This is a genomic window from Shewanella sp. LC6 (assembly GCF_006385735.2).
Lineage (GTDB): Bacteria > Pseudomonadota > Gammaproteobacteria > Enterobacterales > Shewanellaceae > Shewanella > Shewanella xiamenensis.
Window position 1 is genome coordinate 197,637 of record NZ_CP043902.1, and the last position, 18,809, is coordinate 216,445.

Annotated in this window: 19 protein-coding genes; 17 read left to right on the plus strand and 2 right to left on the minus strand. The window is 47.6% G+C overall.

What is annotated here, in order from left to right:
- The first annotated feature begins 9 nt into the window (after positions 1-9).
- The 11 genes from gspD to FJD32_RS00910 all read left to right on the plus strand — a co-directional run bounded on the left by gspD (position 10) and on the right by FJD32_RS00910 (position 10,584).
- Positions 10-2,124, plus strand: coding sequence for a type II secretion system secretin GspD (gspD, locus tag FJD32_RS00860; protein WP_055647591.1), 2,115 nt, complete (start codon positions 10-12; stop codon positions 2,122-2,124).
- The gene (gene gspE, locus FJD32_RS00865) at positions 2,121-3,686 is read left to right on the plus strand and encodes a type II secretion system ATPase GspE (RefSeq protein ID WP_055647590.1); all 1,566 of its coding nucleotides are present in this window, start codon (positions 2,121-2,123) and stop codon (positions 3,684-3,686) included. Before gspD ends, gspE begins: the two co-directional genes overlap by 4 nt.
- 3 nt (positions 3,687-3,689) lie before the next feature.
- Complete coding sequence (gspF, locus tag FJD32_RS00870) at positions 3,690-4,913, plus strand: type II secretion system inner membrane protein GspF (protein ID WP_088586494.1); 1,224 nt, start codon at positions 3,690-3,692, stop codon at positions 4,911-4,913.
- 74 nt (positions 4,914-4,987) lie between these two features.
- Positions 4,988-5,422 carry a type II secretion system major pseudopilin GspG gene (gene gspG, locus FJD32_RS00875; RefSeq protein ID WP_011715426.1) on the plus strand — a complete coding sequence of 145 codons (435 nt, stop codon included), beginning with the start codon at positions 4,988-4,990 and terminating at the stop codon, positions 5,420-5,422.
- Position 5,423: 1 nt separating this feature from the next.
- The gene (gspH, locus tag FJD32_RS00880) at positions 5,424-5,996 is read left to right on the plus strand and encodes a type II secretion system minor pseudopilin GspH (RefSeq protein WP_081990910.1); all 573 of its coding nucleotides are present in this window, start codon (positions 5,424-5,426) and stop codon (positions 5,994-5,996) included.
- Complete coding sequence (gene gspI / locus FJD32_RS00885; protein ID WP_037416429.1) at positions 5,983-6,351, plus strand: type II secretion system minor pseudopilin GspI; 369 nt, start codon at positions 5,983-5,985, stop codon at positions 6,349-6,351. The genes gspH and gspI overlap by 14 nt, the downstream gene beginning before the upstream one ends.
- Positions 6,332-7,099 (plus strand): type II secretion system minor pseudopilin GspJ, encoded by a 768-nt coding sequence (gene gspJ, locus FJD32_RS00890; RefSeq protein WP_037416432.1) that lies wholly within the window; start codon positions 6,332-6,334, stop codon positions 7,097-7,099. The genes gspI and gspJ overlap by 20 nt, the downstream gene beginning before the upstream one ends.
- Entirely contained in the window at positions 7,096-8,094 is a 999-nt protein-coding gene (gene gspK / locus FJD32_RS00895; RefSeq protein WP_088586495.1) for a type II secretion system minor pseudopilin GspK, read from the plus strand. The genes gspJ and gspK overlap by 4 nt, the downstream gene beginning before the upstream one ends.
- 48 nt (positions 8,095-8,142) lie before the next feature.
- The gene (gene gspL, locus FJD32_RS00900; RefSeq protein ID WP_088586496.1) at positions 8,143-9,330 is read left to right on the plus strand and encodes a type II secretion system protein GspL; all 1,188 of its coding nucleotides are present in this window, start codon (positions 8,143-8,145) and stop codon (positions 9,328-9,330) included.
- Position 9,331: 1 nt separating this feature from the next.
- Positions 9,332-9,808 carry a type II secretion system protein M gene (locus FJD32_RS00905; protein ID WP_037416438.1) on the plus strand — a complete coding sequence of 159 codons (477 nt, stop codon included), beginning with the start codon at positions 9,332-9,334 and terminating at the stop codon, positions 9,806-9,808.
- Between the two features lie 14 nt (positions 9,809-9,822).
- A complete protein-coding gene (locus FJD32_RS00910) occupies positions 9,823-10,584 on the plus strand; it encodes a type II secretion system protein N (RefSeq protein WP_037427523.1) in 762 nt (253 codons plus the stop codon).
- 70 nt (positions 10,585-10,654) lie between these two features.
- On the opposite strand, the gene yrfG is transcribed toward FJD32_RS00910, so the two are convergent.
- Positions 10,655-11,317: a GMP/IMP nucleotidase gene (yrfG, locus tag FJD32_RS00915; protein ID WP_037427521.1), complete on the minus strand. Its 663-nt coding sequence runs from the start codon at positions 11,315-11,317 to the stop codon at positions 10,655-10,657.
- 120 nt (positions 11,318-11,437) lie between these two features.
- Here yrfG and FJD32_RS00920 point away from each other — a divergent pair, with 120 nt between their 5' ends.
- The 6 genes from FJD32_RS00920 to FJD32_RS00945 all read left to right on the plus strand — a co-directional run bounded on the left by FJD32_RS00920 (position 11,438) and on the right by FJD32_RS00945 (position 17,622).
- Positions 11,438-12,037 carry an aspartyl/asparaginyl beta-hydroxylase domain-containing protein gene (locus tag FJD32_RS00920; RefSeq protein ID WP_047535785.1) on the plus strand — a complete coding sequence of 200 codons (600 nt, stop codon included), beginning with the start codon at positions 11,438-11,440 and terminating at the stop codon, positions 12,035-12,037.
- Positions 12,015-14,024, plus strand: a complete 2,010-nt coding sequence (locus FJD32_RS00925) for a phytanoyl-CoA dioxygenase family protein (RefSeq protein ID WP_088586499.1) — start codon at positions 12,015-12,017, stop codon at positions 14,022-14,024. Before FJD32_RS00920 ends, FJD32_RS00925 begins: the two co-directional genes overlap by 23 nt.
- Positions 14,024-15,190 (plus strand): hypothetical protein, encoded by a 1,167-nt coding sequence (locus tag FJD32_RS00930; protein ID WP_088586500.1) that lies wholly within the window; start codon positions 14,024-14,026, stop codon positions 15,188-15,190. The genes FJD32_RS00925 and FJD32_RS00930 overlap by 1 nt, the downstream gene beginning before the upstream one ends.
- Entirely contained in the window at positions 15,177-15,665 is a 489-nt protein-coding gene (locus FJD32_RS00935; protein ID WP_088586501.1) for a GNAT family N-acetyltransferase, read from the plus strand. The genes FJD32_RS00930 and FJD32_RS00935 overlap by 14 nt, the downstream gene beginning before the upstream one ends.
- A gap of 233 nt (positions 15,666-15,898) precedes the next feature.
- Complete coding sequence (locus tag FJD32_RS00940) at positions 15,899-16,534, plus strand: tail fiber protein (protein WP_037427516.1); 636 nt, start codon at positions 15,899-15,901, stop codon at positions 16,532-16,534.
- 122 nt (positions 16,535-16,656) lie between these two features.
- Positions 16,657-17,622 (plus strand): hypothetical protein, encoded by a 966-nt coding sequence (locus FJD32_RS00945; RefSeq protein ID WP_088586502.1) that lies wholly within the window; start codon positions 16,657-16,659, stop codon positions 17,620-17,622.
- Here the strand turns inward: FJD32_RS00945 and FJD32_RS00950 are convergent.
- On the minus strand, positions 17,601-18,809 hold the full coding sequence (locus FJD32_RS00950) for an IS4-like element IS10A family transposase (protein WP_001206290.1): 1,209 nt from the start codon (positions 18,807-18,809) through the stop codon (positions 17,601-17,603). The two genes, FJD32_RS00945 and FJD32_RS00950, sit on opposite strands and share 22 nt — an antisense overlap.

Here is an 18,809-nt window from a genome sequence, read left to right on the forward strand (position 1 = left end):
AGTAAAATAATGAATAACAAACGGATTCGACGCAAACTGATTGCTGGAGTTGTGGCGGGCGCCACTATGCTGACCTCGCAATTTGTTTGGTCTGAACAATATGCGGCCAACTTTAAAGGCACTGATATTCAAGAGTTTATCAATATTGTTGGTAAAAACTTGAACAAAACCATCATTGTTGACCCGACGATTCGCGGCAAGATCAACGTTCGCAGCTATGATCTGCTCAATGACGAGCAGTATTACCAGTTCTTCCTCAACGTGCTGCAAGTATACGGTTATGCCATCGTCGAGATGGAAAATAACGTTATCAAAGTGATCAAAGACAAAGATGCGAAAACCGCGGCGATTCGTGTTGCTAATGACAACGATCCTGGCCTAGGCGATGAAATGGTTACCCGCATCGTGGCGTTGTATAACACCGAAGCCAAGCAATTAGCACCATTATTACGTCAGTTAAACGATAACGCTGGTGGTGGTAACGTAGTGAACTACGATCCATCAAACGTGCTGATGCTCTCTGGCCGCGCTGCGGTGGTTAATAAGTTAGTTGAAATCATTCGCCGTGTAGATAAACAGGGTGATACCTCTGTTCAAGTCGTGCCACTTGAATATGCTTCTGCTGGCGAAATGGTGCGAATTATCGATACCCTGTACCGCGCGACAGCTAACCAAGCGCAGCTTCCCGGACAAGCACCCAAAGTGGTGGCCGACGAGCGGATTAACGCCGTAGTGGTTAGTGGTGATGAAAAGAGTCGTCAACGGGTGGTGGAGCTGATCCACCGTCTCGATGCCGAGCAAGCCAGCACGGGCAATACGAAAGTACGTTATTTACGGTATGCCAAGGCCGAAGACTTAGTTGAAGTGCTAACTGGTTTTGCCCAAAAGTTGGAAGGTGAAAAAGATCCTAGCGCTCAGGCAGCGGGTGGTGGCAAACGTCGTAATGAAATCAATATTATGGCCCACACTGATACTAACGCATTAGTGATCAGCGCTGAGCCAGATCAAATGCGCACTATTGAAAGCGTGATCAACCAACTCGATATTCGCCGCGCCCAAGTATTAGTCGAAGCCATTATCGTGGAAGTTGCCGAAGGCGATAACGTCGGCTTTGGGGTGCAATGGGCCGCGAAAGCGGATGGTGGCACTCAGTTCAATAACTTAGGCCCAACCATAGGTGAGATTGGCGCGGGTGTATGGCAGGCGCAGGATAAAGAAGGAACCTATATTACCAATCCAAACACAGGTGACGTGATTGGTAAAAACCCAGATACAAAGGGCGATGTTACCTTACTTGCTCAAGCCTTAGGTAAAGTGAATGGCATGGCATGGGGCGTTGCCATGGGTGACTTTGGTGCCCTAGTACAAGCCGTATCGAGTGACACTAACTCAAACGTACTGGCAACACCTTCTATTACTACCTTAGATAACCAAGAAGCATCTTTCATCGTCGGTGATGAAGTGCCTATTCTGACTGGTTCTACCGCCAGCTCAAACAACAGCAACCCATTCCAAACCGTTGAACGTAAAGAGGTTGGGGTGAAGTTAAAAGTGGTGCCTCAGATCAACGAAGGTAACGCGGTTAAGCTTGCGATTGAGCAAGAAGTCTCCGGCGTAAACGGTAACACGGGTGTGGATATTTCCTTCGCGACTCGCCGTTTAACCACTACTGTTATGGCTGATTCAGGCCAAATCGTGGTACTCGGTGGTTTGATTAACGAAGAAGTGCAAGAAAGCGTGCAGAAAGTGCCATTCCTCGGCGATATTCCAGTACTTGGCCATCTATTCAAATCTTCTTCCAGTAAGAAGACCAAGAAGAACCTGATGATCTTTATCAAACCCACCATTATCCGTGATGGTGTGACGATGGAAGGTATCGCAGGTCGTAAATACAACTATTTCAGAGCATTGCAGCTTGAACAGCAGGAGCGTGGTGTCAATCTAATGCCTGAGACTAAAGTGCCGGTATTAGATGAGTGGAACCAGTCTGAGTATGTGCCGCCAGAAGTGAACGATATTTTAGATCGTTATAAAGAAGGCAAAGGGCTAGAGACTCAGATGCGTAAAACTGACCCGACTCTCAAGTCGCTGGATGAAAACAAAAACAAAGATAAAACACAATGAGTGAAATACAAGTATCCCAAGTCGAGGATTTAAGCTTAGTTTCCAATGAACTAGGTATTGAAGCCGAAGGTGATGAGGTATTTCGCTCCAGCAGCAAAGAGCGTTTACCCTTTGCCTTTGCCCACCGCCATGAGGTGATTTTAGCCTATGGCGATGATGGCGCCTTGAACCTGTTTTATACCGCCAAAACCCCGTTAGCGGCGATGCTTGAAGCGCGTCGCTACTCGGGCGTGGATTTACCTTTGGTACAGCTCGAGCCGAGTAAGTTTGAGGTCAAACTGACTCAGGCCTATCAAGCCAATTCCTCCGAAGCGCAGCAGCTGATGGAAGACATTGGTAACGAAATGGATTTATTTACTCTTGCAGAAGAGTTGCCACAAACCGAAGATTTGCTCGAAGGCGATGATGATGCGCCGATCATTAAGCTCATTAACGCCCTGTTATCAGAAGCGATTAAAGAAGAAGCCTCGGATATCCATATCGAAACCTACGAGAAGCAATTGGTCGTGCGTTTCCGTATCGACGGTGTACTCAAAGAAGTGCTCAAGCCAAACCGTAAACTGTCATCTTTATTGGTGTCGCGGATTAAGGTTATGGCGCGCCTCGATATCGCCGAGAAACGTGTACCACAAGATGGCCGTATTTCGCTGCGGATTGCGGGCCGCGCGGTGGACGTGCGGGTATCGACCATGCCATCGAGCCACGGTGAGCGTGTGGTGCTGCGTTTGCTGGATAAGAACGCTGGTAATCTGGATTTAAAACAGCTGGGTATGACGGACAGCATCCGAGCCAAGTTCGATGAGCTTATTCGTCGTCCCCACGGCATTATCTTGGTAACGGGTCCTACGGGTTCGGGTAAGAGTACCACGCTGTATGCTGGACTTACTGAGATTAACTCTAAAGATACCAATATCTTAACCGTTGAAGACCCCATCGAATACGAATTAGAAGGCATAGGCCAAACTCAAGTTAACACTAAGGCGGACATGACCTTTGCCCGTGGTCTACGGGCGATTCTGCGTCAAGACCCCGATGTAGTGATGATCGGGGAAATCCGTGACCTTGAAACCGCCCAAATTGCGGTGCAGGCATCCTTGACGGGTCACTTAGTGATTTCGACTCTCCACACCAACACCGCTTCGGGCGCGATTACCCGTTTGCAGGATATGGGCGTAGAGCCTTTCTTAGTCTCATCAAGTTTGCTCGGGGTATTGGCTCAGCGCTTGATCCGTACCCTCTGTCCAAAATGTAAGACAGAGCATGTGCCCGATGAGCGTGAACGTGAGCTGTTGGGTATTACTGCCGATGATCCACGCCATATTTATCGTGCTAACGGCTGTAAGGCCTGTGGTAACAGTGGCTACCGTGGTCGTACGGGCATTCACGAACTATTGTTGGTCGACGATAATGTGCGCGAGCTTATTCACGGTGGACGTGGCGAACTGGCGATTGAGAAATATATCCGCCAGTCGGTACCAAGCATTCGCCACGATGGCATGAGCAAGGTGCTCTCAGGTATCACCACTCTGGAAGAAGTCCTAAGGGTGACCCGCGAGGAGTAAGCTATGCCTGCATTTGAATATAAGGCGCTGGACGCCAAGGGGAAGCAGCTTAAGGGCGTGATCGAAGCGGATACCGCCAGACACGCACGTAGCCAATTGCGCGATCAACGCTTGATGCCGCTGGATATTCTGCCGGTCACTGAAAAAGAAGCCAAGGCGAAAGGTGCGGGATTTTCGCCCTTTAAGCGCGGGATTTCAGTGGCGGAATTAGCGCTGATCACCCGTCAAATCGCGACACTGGTGGCGGCGGGCTTACCGATCGAGGAATGTCTTAAGGCGGTAGGCCAGCAATGTGAGAAGGCGCGACTTGCCAGTATGATCATGGCGGTGCGCTCCCGGGTCGTTGAGGGTTATAGTCTGGCCGATTCCTTGGCTGAATTTCCGCATATTTTCGATGACTTATACCGCGCTATGGTGGCCTCGGGGGAAAAATCAGGCCACTTGGAAGTGGTGCTAAATCGCTTAGCCGATTACACCGAACGTCGCCAGCAGCTTAAATCTAAACTGCAACAGGCGATGATTTATCCCATCATGCTGACGATTGTCGCCATTGGGGTGGTCTCAGTGTTACTTGCGGCTGTGGTACCAAAGGTCGTTGGTCAGTTTGAGCATATGGGCGCCGAGTTACCGGCGACGACCCGTTTCTTAATTGCTGCCTCGGATTTTGTCCAACACTATGGTCTGTTTGTTGTTTTAGCGATTGGTATTCTGTTGGTAGTGTTCCAGCGTCTACTCAAATCACCGATTTTCAAGATGAAATACCATACATTTTTGCTGAAAATGCCGGTGATTGGCCGAGTGAGTAAAGGGCTTAATACTGCGCGTTTTGCGCGTACCTTGAGTATTTTATCCGCCAGTTCGGTGCCTTTGTTGGACGGGATGCGCATTGCCAGCGAGGTATTGCAAAATATGCGGGTACGGGCGGCGGTGGATGATGCAACGGCGCGCGTACGGGAAGGAACTAGCCTCAGTACCGCGTTGACTAACACTAAGCTATTCCCGGCGATGATGCTATATATGATCGCCTCGGGGGAGAAGAGTGGTCTGCTCGAAGATATGCTTGAGCGTGCTGCGGATAACCAAGATCGCGAGTTTGAGAGTAATGTGACGCTCGCCCTCGGCGTATTCGAACCCATGTTAGTGGTGAGTATGGCGGGGGTTGTACTCTTTATCGTGATGGCCATTCTGCAACCGATATTGGCGCTGAACAATTTGATTAGTGGCTAGTTTTTGACATTATGGAATATTGCCTTTCAGTCATAGTGCTGAGAATGGCACAGGTTTTTTAGGAGATGTAATCGATGCAAATGAATAAAAAGCACAAGGGTTTTACCTTACTTGAAGTGATGGTGGTAATCGTTATCCTCGGTATTTTGGCGTCTATGGTGGTGCCAAATCTGATGGGCAACAAAGATAAAGCCGACCAACAAAAAGCGGTATCTGACATAGTCGCGCTCGAAAACGCTTTAGATATGTACAAGTTAGATAACGGTGTTTATCCAACGACTGAGCAAGGTTTAGAAGCCTTAGTGCAAAAACCAACGATTTCACCTGAGCCTCGTAACTACCGCGAAGAAGGTTATGTAAAGCGTTTACCACAGGACCCATGGCGTAATAACTACTTACTGTTAAGCCCTGGCGAAAACAGCAAGTTAGATATCTTTAGTGCAGGCCCAGACGGTCAACCAGGTACCGAAGATGATATCGGTAACTGGAACTTACAGAATTTCCAATAAGATGTTAACGCTGCGCCACGCTGGCTTCACCTTGATGGAGGTGATGCTGGTGATTTTGCTAATGGGACTCACCGCCGCGGCGGTGACCATGTCTATTGGCAATTCGGGGCCACAACAGGCGCTGGAAAAAACCGCGCAGCAATTTATAGCCGCTACAGAGTTAGTGCTGGATGAAACCGTATTAAGCGGCCAATTTATCGGTATTGTGGTGGAAAAAACCAGTTATCAGTTTGTTTTTTATAAAGATGGTAAATGGAATCCATTGGAAAAGGACAGAATTCTGTCTGAAAAACAAATGGAACCTGGTGTGGTGATTAATTTGGTGCTCGATGGTTTACCGCTCGCACAAGAGGACGAACAAGATGACTCTTGGTTTAAAGAACCTTTAATCGAGCCCTCTGCGGAAGATAAGAAAAAGCACCCTGAACCACAGATTTTGCTATTTCCCAGCGGCGAAATGAGCGCCTTTGAGTTGAGTTTTATTACCAAGACAGATAAAGGCCCCCTCGACGTATTGGTGGTGGGCGATGCCCTTGGCCGTTTAACCCTAGGGCGCCCCGATGAAATACGCTAAGGGCATGACGTTACTCGAAGTGATCGTCGCCTTGGCGGTGTTTGCGATTGCCGCCGTTTCAATCACCAAAAGCTTGGGTGAGCAAATGGCGAATATGCCGATTTTGGAGTCGCGCACCCTTGCTCAGTGGGTTGCCGACAATCAAATGGTCGATGCCAGACTCGAGCCTCAATTTCCGGAAATCGGTAAAAAAGAGGGCCAAGTAGAACTGGCGGGTAAGGATTGGTACTGGCGAAAAGAAGTGGTGAAAACCACCGATGATAATTTTCGCATGATCCGTATTAGTGTCAGTGAAGATGAGCGTTATCAGCGTATTGCAGCACAAGTGAGCAGTTATGTCCTTAAAACAAACTAATGCTCATCGGGGGTTTACCCTGCTGGAAATGCTGATCGCGATTGCGATTTTTGCCATGTTGGGCTTAGCGGCCAATGCGGTACTCAGCACAGTTCTGACCAATGATGAAGTGACAAAGAATTTCTCAACCCGTTTAAAAGCGTTGCAACAGGGCTTTGGGGCGATTGAGCGCGACTTGGGACAGATGGTTGCCCGCACACCTAGACTCCTCGAAGGTGGCCGCGGAACAACGGTATTTCAGACGGGGAATGACCTTTTAGATTCGGAGTCCGAGGCTTTAGTCTTTTACCGCTTGGGCTGGCTCAATCCAGACGGCTTATTGCCCCGTGGCAGTTTGCAGTCAGTCGCCTATGTTGTACGAGAAGGAAAATTAGAACGCTGGTATTTTCCTTACCCTGAGCCGGAATTTGGCGCCGAGCCAATCAAGACGGTGATTATCGATAAGGTGCTTTCGGTCGAGTATTCCTTCTTTATGGAGGATAAGTGGGAGCGCAAGGTTGAGGCGACTAAGTTACCCAAAGCCATTGCAATCGAAATTGAGATTGAAGGTCTAGGTAAGATTCAGCGTAAGTTTATGCTGCCTCTGGGCGCGGCGGCGCCAGAAAAGTCTAGTGATGAAGACAACAAAGACGAAAACACCGAAGACAATAAAGAAGACAACGGTGACAAAGATAATAACGGCGATGGTTCCGGTAACGGGGAAGAAGATCCCGGCACCGGTGAGCCAGAAAATGAGGATGGCGCATGATAAGGCGAACTCCTACTAAACAGCGTGGTGTCGCGCTGATCGTCGTATTACTGATCGTGGCCATGGTGGTGATTATTGCCACCAATATTACCAGTCGTAATCAGTTGTCGATGCGCCGCACCTTAAACTTAGCTCAGTACGATCAGGCCTATTGGTATGCGATTTCCGCCGAAGAGCTGGCGAAGAAGATCCTCAAGCAGGACTTAGACGATTCAGAGGGGCGTGTCCATAAGCAACAATATTGGGCCATGAGCGATGTGGTATTTCCGGCAGAATATGGCGAGATTGCAGGCAAGATCACCGATATGCGTTCGTGTTTTAACTTAAATGCCTTGTCTGTCACCACAAAAGATGTGGAAAACGGTCAACCTAAATTGCCCTTGGCGGCTAAGCAATACAAGGCGTTATTAGTGAGTTTAGGTATGGATGATTTTACCGCTGATCATCTCACTCAAACCCTAAAGGATTATATCGACGAAGACACGATCACCAGCCCCTATGGCGCTGAAGATGCCGAGTATGAAGCTCGCCATGTGCCATACCGTGCCGCCAACACTCTGATGAATCATCGGAGTGAGCTGCGGGCAGTGATGGGATACACACAGGATATTTATTTGAAATTATTGCCTTATATTTGTGTTATCCCGGGGAATGACAGGCAATTGTTGAATGTGAATACCATTGATGTCGAACAAGCAGCGCTGCTGGCGGCCATGCTCGATAATCAGATTTCCGTCGGTGAGGCCGAAAGCATTATCAACCAACGCCCTGGCGATGGTTTTGCCAAGATCGATGATTTTTATGAATCCTCCTCAATGGGGTCGATTAAGTGGGAAGATGCGATGAAGTCCAGTTTTGTGGTGGACAGTCAGTACTTCCTCCTCGCCTCGGGCGCTAAGGTCGATAACGCCATTTTTAGAATGGAGAGCGTGCTCAAAAAGAGCAGCGGTAACAAAATGGATGTGCTCACCCGTCAGTTTGGTGGACAAAAATAATAGCAAACAAGCTCAATCTTTTAAGATGGAAGCTGGTGGAGAAAAACTGTGAGTGAACGGCTATTTATTCGCTTAGGCAGAACCGCAGAGCAGGCATGCTCTTGGCTGGTTTGGTCCGAACAAGAACAAGAAATTATCGCCTCTGGTGAACTTGCCAACGCCCAAGGTTTATCAACCTTAACCGAGCGCGCGGGAAATCGGCCTATCGATGTATTGGTGCCAGCCTCCGCCATGACGCTCACCAGCGTGAATCTGCCCGAAAAAGGCCAACGCCAAGCCTTAAAAGCCCTGCCTTTTATGCTGGAAGAAACCATCGCCGATGATGTGGATGCGATGCACTTTACCGTTGGCCCACGCAATGGCGATGCCCTCAGCGTGGTAGCCGTTGCCCATGAGCAAATGCAAACTTGGCTTAGCTGCTTGGCTGAAGCGGGTTTAAAAGTGAAGCGTATCGTGCCCGATTGCCTCGCCTTGCCATTACAGGAATGCCAATGGGCGGCCATGCGTTTCGGTAACGAGTTATTACTGCGTACAGGATTAGGAACCGGCCATAGCCTGCCTTTACCTTGGCTGCCAGTAGCTATGAAGCAACTGACGGCTCAGACAGACGAGGTGTCGGTCGCCAGTTACACCGAGATGGAGTTGGACGGTGTCGAGCTTAAGCCACAGCCACTCGACTTACCTATGTTGGTGCTGGCGCGCGGCATTTTACATGCGCCGATTAACTTACTGACGGGTGTCTATACGCCTAAGCGCGAATACAGTAAGCATCTGTTGCAATGGAAAAATGCGGCAATTGTACTAGCCATTGCTATTGTGTTGTCTCTGGTAAATAAAGGCTTAACCATTCATCAGGTAAATGGCCAAATCGCCGATTTGAAGGCGCAAAGTGAAGCCATTTATCAACAAGTGATACCAGGCAATTCACGCATCGTGAATTTACGCTCGCAGATGGAGAGCCAACTGCGCGCACTCCAAGGCCAAGGCAGTGGTGCAGAGTTTTTTGCTATGCTGGCGGGGTTACAAGACGCCTTTAAACAAGTACCTGAGCTAAAACCCAATAGCTTGAGATTTGAAAGTGCCCGTAATGAAATCCGCATGCAGGTCACTGCTAAAAATTACGCGCAAATTGAGAAGTTTAAAGAGATTGTCGGCCGTCGTTTCCAAATGGATGGTGGCACTATGAATAGCGGTGAAGATCAGGTCACCAGCACCTTAACCTTGAGGAGCAAATAAGATGGATAATTTGCGGACTTGGTGGCAAGGGCTTGCGTCGCGCGAGCAGCAGATCGTAGGTTTTGGCGCCGTATTTTTAGTGATCGGTCTATTTTACTGGGGGATTTGGACGCCAATCGCCAATGCTGAGGCCAATGCACTGCGCAACTTAACGGCTCAGCAGCAAACCTTGACCTATGTAAAGCAGACGGCGAATAAAATCGCTGGCTTAAAACAAAGCGGCGCTAAGCCGACGATGAGCGGCAGTTTAAGTTCAGTCGTCAACCAAACAGCGGGTAGTTATGGCTTAGTGATTACTCGCATGCAGCCCCAGGGCGATAAAATCCAAGTGTGGATGGATGATGTGCCATTCGATGCCTTACTCAGTTATTTGAATGATTTAGTGCAGCAAAAGGGCTTATCCCTTGAGAGTGTTGATTTGGCGGAGGCTGACGCGCCTGGCTATGTCAAAGTAAGACGGATCCAACTAGCGCAATAGGTTAAGGTGTAGCTGTGAGTCTGATAAAAAAGATTATTATTGGTGTACTAATTTATATCGTGTTTTTAGTGGCGTTGTTTCCTGCCAGTGTGGCCGTGCGCCTCGCACCACTCCCAGCGAATGTGGGAATTTCTGGAGTGAGTGGCAGTATTTGGGCGGGTAGCATTGAAACTTTGAATATTCAGCAGCGCCAATTGGAGCAAGTGCGTTGGGAACTCAGCCCTTGGTCTTTGTTTTTAGGCAAAGTGAAGCTGGATTTTCAAGTAGGTAGCCGAGCAACACCCGTAAGTGCTAAAGGGTTAATCACTTGGTCAATGGCTGGCATTAGTGCGCAGGGATTACGCTTTGAAGCGCCCGATAGCTTCTTAATTGGTAATACTAAGCTGCCCTTTAGAACCGAAATTAATGGTGAAGTCAGCCTGCTGGTTGAAACCCTAGAACAAGGTAAACCTTGGTGCGAGCAGTTATCGGGTAAATTATTCTTAAACCAAACCAATGTGAAGAATCAATTCGGCGATTATCCACTGGGTAATATCGAGTTGGGCCTTAGCTGTGTTGAGGGGAAAGCCCAGCTTGCTACCGATGAGAGTAAAAACCAGTTGGGAATTATCGGTACCTTACAGTTAGACGAGGGGAATATGGTCAAGGTTGCCGCTAAGATCAAAGAGACCAACGAACAGCCGGAAGATATGCGTAAATCTCTTAATATCCTCGGCAAGCGTGGAGATGACGGTTACTTCCCTATTGTTTATCAGGGGCGTATTCCTGGGCTTTAATCTAGCCAGTAATGTAACCTAATGCATGATTTGATAAAGGCACCTTGGGTGCCTTTTCTATTTCGAGGGGTTAACTCGCGAGATCGTTAAGCAATAAACGATAGTCGCTAATGGCCGGAAAATCATTGAAGGTTTTGGCAGGTTTCTGGCTATCGGGATTGCTGATCCCGAGCTGATGCCCCACGCCCGCTAAGCGCGCTGCATTTAAAATAGGTTCACTATCATCGATAAACAGGCAGCGCTCAGGCACTAGGGCGAATTTTTCGAATAGCGTTTGCCAAAATTGTGGGTGTTCCTTGGGATAACCCGTTTCATGGCTTGAGATCATCGCATCTAAACCACTCCCCAGTTCAGTATGCTCCAGCTTAAGAGCAAGACTCTTAGGGTGGGCATTGGTGACTAAGATGCGTTTTTTGCCCGCGGCGGCGAGGGCATCGAGAAAAGGCATACTGTCTTGGCGCAGTTGAATACGGTCAACTAAGTCGCGGTGAAGCCCCATAATGTCGAGCTGCAGCTCGGACTGCCAATAATCGAGGCAATACCAATCTAACGTGCCTGCGACTCTGCCGTAGGCTTCTTCCACCAGTTGTTGTGCCTGGCTCTGGCTTAATCCCCGCTGCTTGCTCAGCTCCTGTGGCACCAGACTCAGCCAAAAATGGTTATCAAAGTGCAAATCGAGCAGGGTGCCATCCATATCGAGCAGTACAGTATCAATCTTCTTCCAGTCAAACATGGGATATCCTGTGTGGTTAACTCAGCTCAGCGTGAGGTTTACAGTAGCCTATCTTGCCAGCATGACACTTTGTGCTAGGCTTGATTAATTCGTTTTTGTCTAAAAATGAGACACTTGGATATGGATATCTGCTCATTCGCCTTACTCACCCAAGCTCCGAATATCACTAGTTTACAGCAAGAACTCACGACTTTGTTGCAGCATGAGTGGTTGCCACACATTAACCAACGTGATTATCACGCGGGCTCTCAGGGCGGTTGGGATGTGTTGGCTCTACGCTGCGCCGAGGAATATCGAGTCGCGCACCCCATTTTACAAGCCTTTTCCATTAGTGCCGCGACAGATTGGGATAATTTGCCTTCACTGGAATCGAGCCCCGCGCTGCTGCAGTTTATTCAATCCCTTGCTTGCCCAGTTAAATCGGTGCGCTTAATGCGCTTACACGCTGGTGCTGAAATCAAGCCCCATAGGGATCAAGGATTATCACTTGAACAGGGTGAGGCTAGATTACATTTGCCCCTACAAACCCATGATCAGCTTTATTTTTATGTGGATGAGAAACGTGTACCTATGCGGGCCGGAGAGCTTTGGTATATCAATGCTGACCAAACCCATTGGGTCGCGAATAAAGGCGTGGATGCCAGAATTAATTTGGTGATCGATTGTGAAGTCAACTCGTGGTTAAAGGAGCTTATCCATGATGCCAAGATCAAAGCCTAATGCAGGGCAGCGCGAGGCGTTTCTAAGATTAAAGCTGTTTGCTCAGGCGCTGTTGCAATCCCATTCAGCGGGGGAGGCAAAGCGGCTTATCGATCCAATGCTGGCGCAGTTATGCCAATTGACTGGGTTGGAACTGCACCCGGCGTTGTTTCTCGATACAGAGGCGAGTATTACGGCTTTTGGCAAGGCGGTATCACCGACAACTGCGGCGCAATGTGCAGAAGATCCCGAACGTAGCAGAGTGTTTATTCAAGGAATTTATCAAGCGATACAGGACAAACTTAAAGCTAACTCGAACCATCCTGTGCACATACTCTATGCCGGAACCGGGCCTTTTGCTTGGTTAATCTTAGCCTTATTACCGCTATTTACGGCGAAGCAAGTGCGAGTAACCTTACTCGACATTCATCGAGCGTCATTGGAGAGTGTTGAAAAGCTGCTGGCATATTTCGATGTAGCGGATCGTGTCGATGCGATTATTTGTGCTGACGCTACGCTTTGGCGGCCAGCATCAACACAAACCTTTGATCTGATAATTTCTGAAACCATGAAACACCTGCTGCAACAGGAACCGCAGGTACAGATTTTTAGCCATCTACAGCATTTTTTAGCAGAGGATGGATGTTTAATCCCTGAGTCGATTGAGTTGGATGCATGGCTCGAGCTAAAAGATCGGCTGCCAATTTATTTGGGTCCTTTATTCTGTCTCGATTTAGCTCATGCCCGCTTGCTCGCTCAAGATGACAGAAGTGGGCTAGTGGGGAGCTTATTGTTACCCGATTATGAACCCCAACCCATAAGCCTAAAACTGACGACAAAAATCAGGGTTTATGGCGAACATCAATTACTTGAAAACCAATCACAATTAACCCTCTCCCAATATAAAAAATCCTTGTGGCTTAAACCTCTTAGCAGAGTGGACTTCCGTTACGAGCTGGGAGCATATCCCGATTTTATCTTCCAATATCAGCAGCATAAATTGGCGCTTGTTGGCAGTGAGGATTTGAGTTGTTTGGGCATTTATCACTTGCAGCGACTATGGCAAAAAATTCAGTTGCAAAAGCGTGGACAAACCAATGAGGTGGCAGAGGGAGAATGGAGCCTAGATAAAGCGCTGCTGGATCTGTGCGGTATTGGATTAGAACCTGGGATCAAGGCGCTCTATCAATTTGATAAACAAACTGATTTTATCGCCTTCGTTCAAAGACAAACTAAACTGACCACCGCGGATATTGTCGGTATTAATCAGCGATTGCGTGCCTTATCCCAAGCTGAGCCAGAAAGCGGCAATACCGAGTTAGCTTATGGTAACGCTTTACCTCAAGTGCTTACCGATGCCCAACTCGCCTTTTGGCAACGGGAAGGTTATTTAGTCATCCCGCAAGTGTTGTCAAAAGCCCAATGCGCGGCCAGTCGAGCCGTGATTTGGCAACAGCTTGGCGCGAATGAAAATGATCCATCAACTTGGTATCAGTCCCATGAGTTGATGCAGAAAATCATGCTGCAGTTATTTCGTCATCCTATCCTCGATGCCAATCGGCAAGCACCTCTAATCCGTCAAGCCTTTGAACAATTATGGCAGCGAACCGATTTAGTGATGACGACTGATAGAGTGAGTTTTAATCCCCCTGAAACGCCCACTTGGCAGTTTCCTGGCCCAAATATGCATTGGGATATGCCACTGCAACTACCCGTGCCATTTGGAACTCAAGGATTGATTTATCTTACGGATACCCCTGCCGAGCAAGGGGCATTTTGCTGTGTTCCCGGTTTTCACCTCAAAATAGAAGCTTGGCTACAGGAACAAAACAAGACTGATATTGAGTTGCAGCAACAGCGTTGGGAAGAGTGGCCTATTAACCCCATTGCCGCAAACGCAGGGGATTTAATTATTTGGCACCATGCCTTGCTCCATGGACCGACGCCAAATCGAGGCGTGTTACCACGCATGGTGCAGTACATTAACTTCTATCCAATGGCCAGCTAATGATTGATATTCATGAACAGCAGCAACACTATTGGCAATTGCTGCATCAGCCTGAATCATTGTTTTTACTGCATCAAGCGCAGGATGTTGAGCATTTTATTGTTCTGATGGCCGACTTCCTCAATTGGCCCGAGCTAAATTTAGAGCAGATGCTGGCATTTATTGCCTTACAGCAACAAGGGTTCATTCCGGATTTAGCACGCTTCAGCCAAGTGTGGTTTCCTGCTCGTTATCATGCTCAAACCAAAACAATCAGTTGGGTTCCGGTTTTTAAGCGGTTATCAAAACCTTTTTTGGAGGACGATATCAGCGATGCTCGTCGTGGCTTACTGGCCAGTTTTATCCAGCCTCAAACCTTGCTCGAACCCTTATTATCCCAACGCGAAAGTTTGCCCGCTATCAATCCTAACTTGATGATTTTCCATTGGTCTCGTTGTGGGTCAACACTCGTTTCTAGTAGTTTTTCTCTACTCAAAACTTGCCGAGTGTTATCCGAATCTATGCTCTGCAGCGATGTGATGCACCATGATGCTTGGCCTTCGGCCTTAACACCACTGCTGGTGGATTTATGTTTAAGGCTACAAGGGCGGTTGAGGCCTGATGAGCGTGAGCTAGTGATCAAGTGGAATGCGTGGGATTTAGCTTGTTGGCCCATGTTGCTAGAACTCTACCCTAATAGTCGAGTGCTATGTCTGATGCGCCATCCCAGAGATATTTTGGCTTCGCATCAACGAGAGGCTGGGATGCATATGGCGGGGCGGGTGAAGGCTGTATTTCGCCATACATTGCCGCTTAGTGAAAACACACATGCTGAGCCTAGTGTAGATGCATTTCGAATGGGCGTGTTACATGGTTTTGCCCAGCAAACTGCTGCACTTTATCAATCAAGTCGTTGCATCTTAATGGATTATCAACAATTAAATGCGCTTAAACCCAGTGCACTTTCGGCCATTTTAGAATGGCCGTTAGCCGCAGAAGATATTGAGCATTGGCAAGGCCACTGGCGCTTTGATGTAAAGCGACAAGGGCAATTGTTTGTACCCATGGTACCCGCCCAATCTACCCCATTAAATGAATCAAAAACTCTCTCATGGCAACTGTTATTGAATGCTTATGAGCAACTGTTGCAACCTTTAGTTCGAGATAAAAACCATGATGCTAGCTGAGTTAAATCCATTCACTGGCTTGAGTATTAAGCCTGCCAATGCAAGCGATAACCTATTTATGGCAGAACTTTTTTATTCAACTAAAACCTTCTTCTATGAGCTTGGTTTACCCCTTGATGTCGTACAGAACATGTTGGAGCAACAATATCGGCTGCAACAAGTCTCCTATCGGGAGCAATATCCACATGCCATTACCTATATATTGTTTTATCAGCAACAAGCGGTCGGCAAACTGATGCTCGATACCAATGAGCATAGGGTTCATCTTGTTGATTTTATTATTGCGCCAAGTATGCGAGGTCGCGGTTTAGGTTCAGCGGTATTAGAGGCGGTCAAGTTTGAGGCGAGGCAACGTCAGTTGCCTGTTCATTTATCAGTAGAGAGTGAAAATACTCAAGCTAAATCACTTTATTTACGGCATGGATTTCAGTTTCAAAGCCGTTCCGAAACCTATGAGTCAATGCTGTGGCCTTAAACGTCGGCTGATAATTTACACAAAATTATTTCTGCTTAATTGTGTTTGCCGATTTTTCAGATATGTTTAGTTGTAGCTAAATTGTTTTCATTATGTTTCACAATAGGCCTTCGATTGTGTGATGTGAATGATGTTGTCATCAGCAAAAGGACTCGCTGTCGATTAATTGTCGTGAGTAATTAAGTCATTGCAAGACGTTACATAGACAAAATCGTTATTTAAGGAGAAATACAATGTCAGATCCATTTATTGGAGAAATCCGCATGTTCGCTGGTACTTTCGCTCCGCGTGGCTGGGCGCTTTGCAATGGACAGTTATTGGCCATTTCCACCAACAGCGCGCTTTTCTCTCTTCTGGGTACAACCTATGGTGGCAATGGCACCACAACCTTTGGGTTGCCTAACTTGCAAAGTCGTACTCCTGTGGGTACCGGAACTGGTGCAGGGTTAAGTAATGTTGTTTTGGGACAAGTTGCCGGTGTTGAAAACGTTAACCTCACTACCAATCAGCTACCCATTCATGCACCAACAGCTACTTTCATTGGTAATGCAAGTAGCGTAACAGCAACGGTTGATGTTGCTACCACCACGGCCACTGCAATGGTTCCTCCGGCAGCAGGCGCGACTACCTACCTCTCTGCTACGACAGCTAAGGCGGGGCCTACCAGTGTTGCGTTTAATGGATTGTTTACCAGTACGGCGCCAGATTCTACCAAGAGCAGCCTCGGTGGAGTGCATGGTAGCGTTACACCTGCTGGCACCGTAACCGTCAATCCTGTTGGTGGAGGACAGCCTGTCGGAATTCGCAATCCCTATCTGGGGATGAATTTTATTATCGCGTTAGAGGGTATTTATCCGTCGCGTAATTAACGTTGGATAATTGCTATTAAATTAATTCAGTAATCCAGAGGGAGTTAAATCTTCTGGATTGCTGGTTTTAGCTACTTTAGCTAAATCAAAAATTTTCGTACACAGCTATTAAGGGGCTTAATATGTCATGCTGCAAAACAGATCATCCCGATGAGCGATATCAAACTCCGGCTTGTGGATTCGTAAATATAAATACAGGCATTAAGTGGATCGTTCAACTGGGTTTTGCAGCAGTAGTGTTGCTAAGTATGAGTGTCAATGCGGCTTCAATTCCTTCTAATGTCATTGTCGATTTCAATGCTTCTGGTTTTGTTGAGAGTGCAGACCATGGATCAAATGTTTTTACACAGGGTGACTTTAAAATAACTTACAGCGCCGCTAACTGGTTTCAGGATACGGATGATGGTCAGAGTAATTCTGCCGGGTTATTTGCAGGTATGTATTCTGGAGTTGAAACAATTACTGTCGAAACCACCTCGGGCAATGAATTTGACTTCGTTAGTTTTTACATCAATGCATTTGGTGGTGGTTTTGCCTCGGTTGAGGGCTTTAGAGACGGATCATCTGTGGGGACTCAAAGTACTGGGTCTGGCTTTGGTCAGGCTAATGGCTCATTTACTGTAACGTTAAACAACAATCCCTTTGATAATGTTGACAAGGTAGTTATTACTTCAAATGGCGGCGGTTATTTTGATGTATTTGATAGCTTTGTATTTAATACGGTTCCTGATGTCACCCCTCCAACAGTCACCAGTGTAAGCGTTCCTTTCAGCGCAACTTATATCACTGGGCAATCACTGAGTTTCACGGTTAACACCAGCGAAAACGTGATCGTGAATATTAGTGGAGGTACCCCTCGCATTGCATTGACTATTGGTGGCACAACCAAATACGCAACCTACTCGTCGGGATCTGGAACCTCTGCGCTTGTCTTCAGTTACACGGTTGAGAGTGGTTTGGTTGATTCTGATGGTATTACCGTAGGTGCGCTTGGTTTGAACGGCGGAACCTTGAAAGATGCTGCCAATAATGACATGACGCTGACGCTAAATTCTGAAGGATCCCCTCATAAATCAGCCATAGCATAGCCATATTTGAGCAACTGATTGGCGAATAATACCCAGGCCGCCAGCAATTCTTTCTCCGTGATTTGATAATCAGGCCGCCTGAGCACCTCCAATCCCAAGCGAATCGTTGAGAGTACCGTTCGATGCCCAATGGTATTGGCCTGAAAATGCTTATCCCAGCCCTGTTGCTGTGCGTGTAAACCAACTAGCCACAACAGGCATTGAACCATCAACGCTATCAGTAGGATGATGTCGAATCGCTCTGGACTGTTGGTACGACTTTGGCGTAAGCCAAAGCCGTATGCCGGGCTTTTGAGGTCACGAAAGGTTTCCTCTATTTGCATACGTTTGGCGTACAGGTTTACCAGCTGCTTTGGGCTCCGAGATTCTGGTGGTAAATTGCTGGCTAACACCCAAGGCTCTTTCGCCGATGTTGAGTACGTTTTTGCCGATGGATGGTGGCAATTAGTCCTCGTTGAACGCTGATTTGTACGCCCCTTAGGTTTGCTACGATAAAGCGTGAGATGGCAATTGATAGGGTTAGTTTTGGTCAAGGTCTTACAACCCAGGCTCTTCGCTTGACCGTTGGCCAAGTCATGTGTACTGCGAACTGCACGCCAATTTTCAGCGCCAATATCTGCAAATTGAACTGTACCGCGAATACGGCTTAGCCAAAACCAACCATGCGCCTCAACCTCTTTGTACCAAGGCACTTTGAACCCCGCGTCAGTCACGATGAGAGGGGTAACATGCAAAGGTAAAATCTTGGCTAAGTCCGCTAAAAAACCGTTGTGGGAGGCCTTAGAGCATTGTTCTGATAGGGGATAGGACTTCTCATACAGGGTAATAGAGCGGCCATTGAAGGCTATTGAGGCGCGCAGAGCCATGATGCGTTTATGCTCTCGGATGTCTGACCAATCGACGAGCACAATCGGCATAGGGTTACCAGAACAGATGAGGCTGGCATGCCATTGGTAGACAGCTAACCGTTCTTGATGCAGATGCGTGTTGCCGAGCAAACGATCAATGCGCTTGATGTTGTGCTTGGTTCGGGCCGTGGTTGGTAAATTTCGACCTAACTCAGTCAAGGTCAGTGTCTTACATTCAATCAGTGCCTTAGAGGCCAGCATCAAGCTGTTTAATCGTTTTAGGTGAAGTTCTGGGCAGTATTGGTGTAAAGAATGTTGTAGGATATTGGCTTCGCGCAT

Coding starts and splice junctions, on each gene's coding strand:
- gspD (WP_055647591.1), top strand. CDS start 10: ATGAATAACAAACGGATTCGACGCAAACTGATTGCTGGAGTTGTGGCG.
- gspE (WP_055647590.1), top strand. CDS start 2,121: ATGAGTGAAATACAAGTATCCCAAGTCGAGGATTTAAGCTTAGTTTCC.
- gspF (WP_088586494.1), top strand. CDS start 3,690: ATGCCTGCATTTGAATATAAGGCGCTGGACGCCAAGGGGAAGCAGCTT.
- gspG (WP_011715426.1), top strand. CDS start 4,988: ATGCAAATGAATAAAAAGCACAAGGGTTTTACCTTACTTGAAGTGATG.
- gspH (WP_081990910.1), top strand. CDS start 5,424: ATGTTAACGCTGCGCCACGCTGGCTTCACCTTGATGGAGGTGATGCTG.
- gspI (WP_037416429.1), top strand. CDS start 5,983: ATGAAATACGCTAAGGGCATGACGTTACTCGAAGTGATCGTCGCCTTG.
- gspJ (WP_037416432.1), top strand. CDS start 6,332: ATGTCCTTAAAACAAACTAATGCTCATCGGGGGTTTACCCTGCTGGAA.
- gspK (WP_088586495.1), top strand. CDS start 7,096: ATGATAAGGCGAACTCCTACTAAACAGCGTGGTGTCGCGCTGATCGTC.
- FJD32_RS00905 (WP_037416438.1), top strand. CDS start 9,332: ATGGATAATTTGCGGACTTGGTGGCAAGGGCTTGCGTCGCGCGAGCAG.
- yrfG (WP_037427521.1), bottom strand. CDS start 11,317: ATGTTTGACTGGAAGAAGATTGATACTGTACTGCTCGATATGGATGGC.
- FJD32_RS00920 (WP_047535785.1), top strand. CDS start 11,438: ATGGATATCTGCTCATTCGCCTTACTCACCCAAGCTCCGAATATCACT.
- FJD32_RS00925 (WP_088586499.1), top strand. CDS start 12,015: ATGATGCCAAGATCAAAGCCTAATGCAGGGCAGCGCGAGGCGTTTCTA.
- FJD32_RS00930 (WP_088586500.1), top strand. CDS start 14,024: ATGATTGATATTCATGAACAGCAGCAACACTATTGGCAATTGCTGCAT.
- FJD32_RS00935 (WP_088586501.1), top strand. CDS start 15,177: ATGATGCTAGCTGAGTTAAATCCATTCACTGGCTTGAGTATTAAGCCT.
- FJD32_RS00940 (WP_037427516.1), top strand. CDS start 15,899: ATGTCAGATCCATTTATTGGAGAAATCCGCATGTTCGCTGGTACTTTC.
- FJD32_RS00945 (WP_088586502.1), top strand. CDS start 16,657: ATGTCATGCTGCAAAACAGATCATCCCGATGAGCGATATCAAACTCCG.
- FJD32_RS00950 (WP_001206290.1), bottom strand. CDS start 18,809: ATGCGCGAAGCCAATATCCTACAACATTCTTTACACCAATACTGCCCA.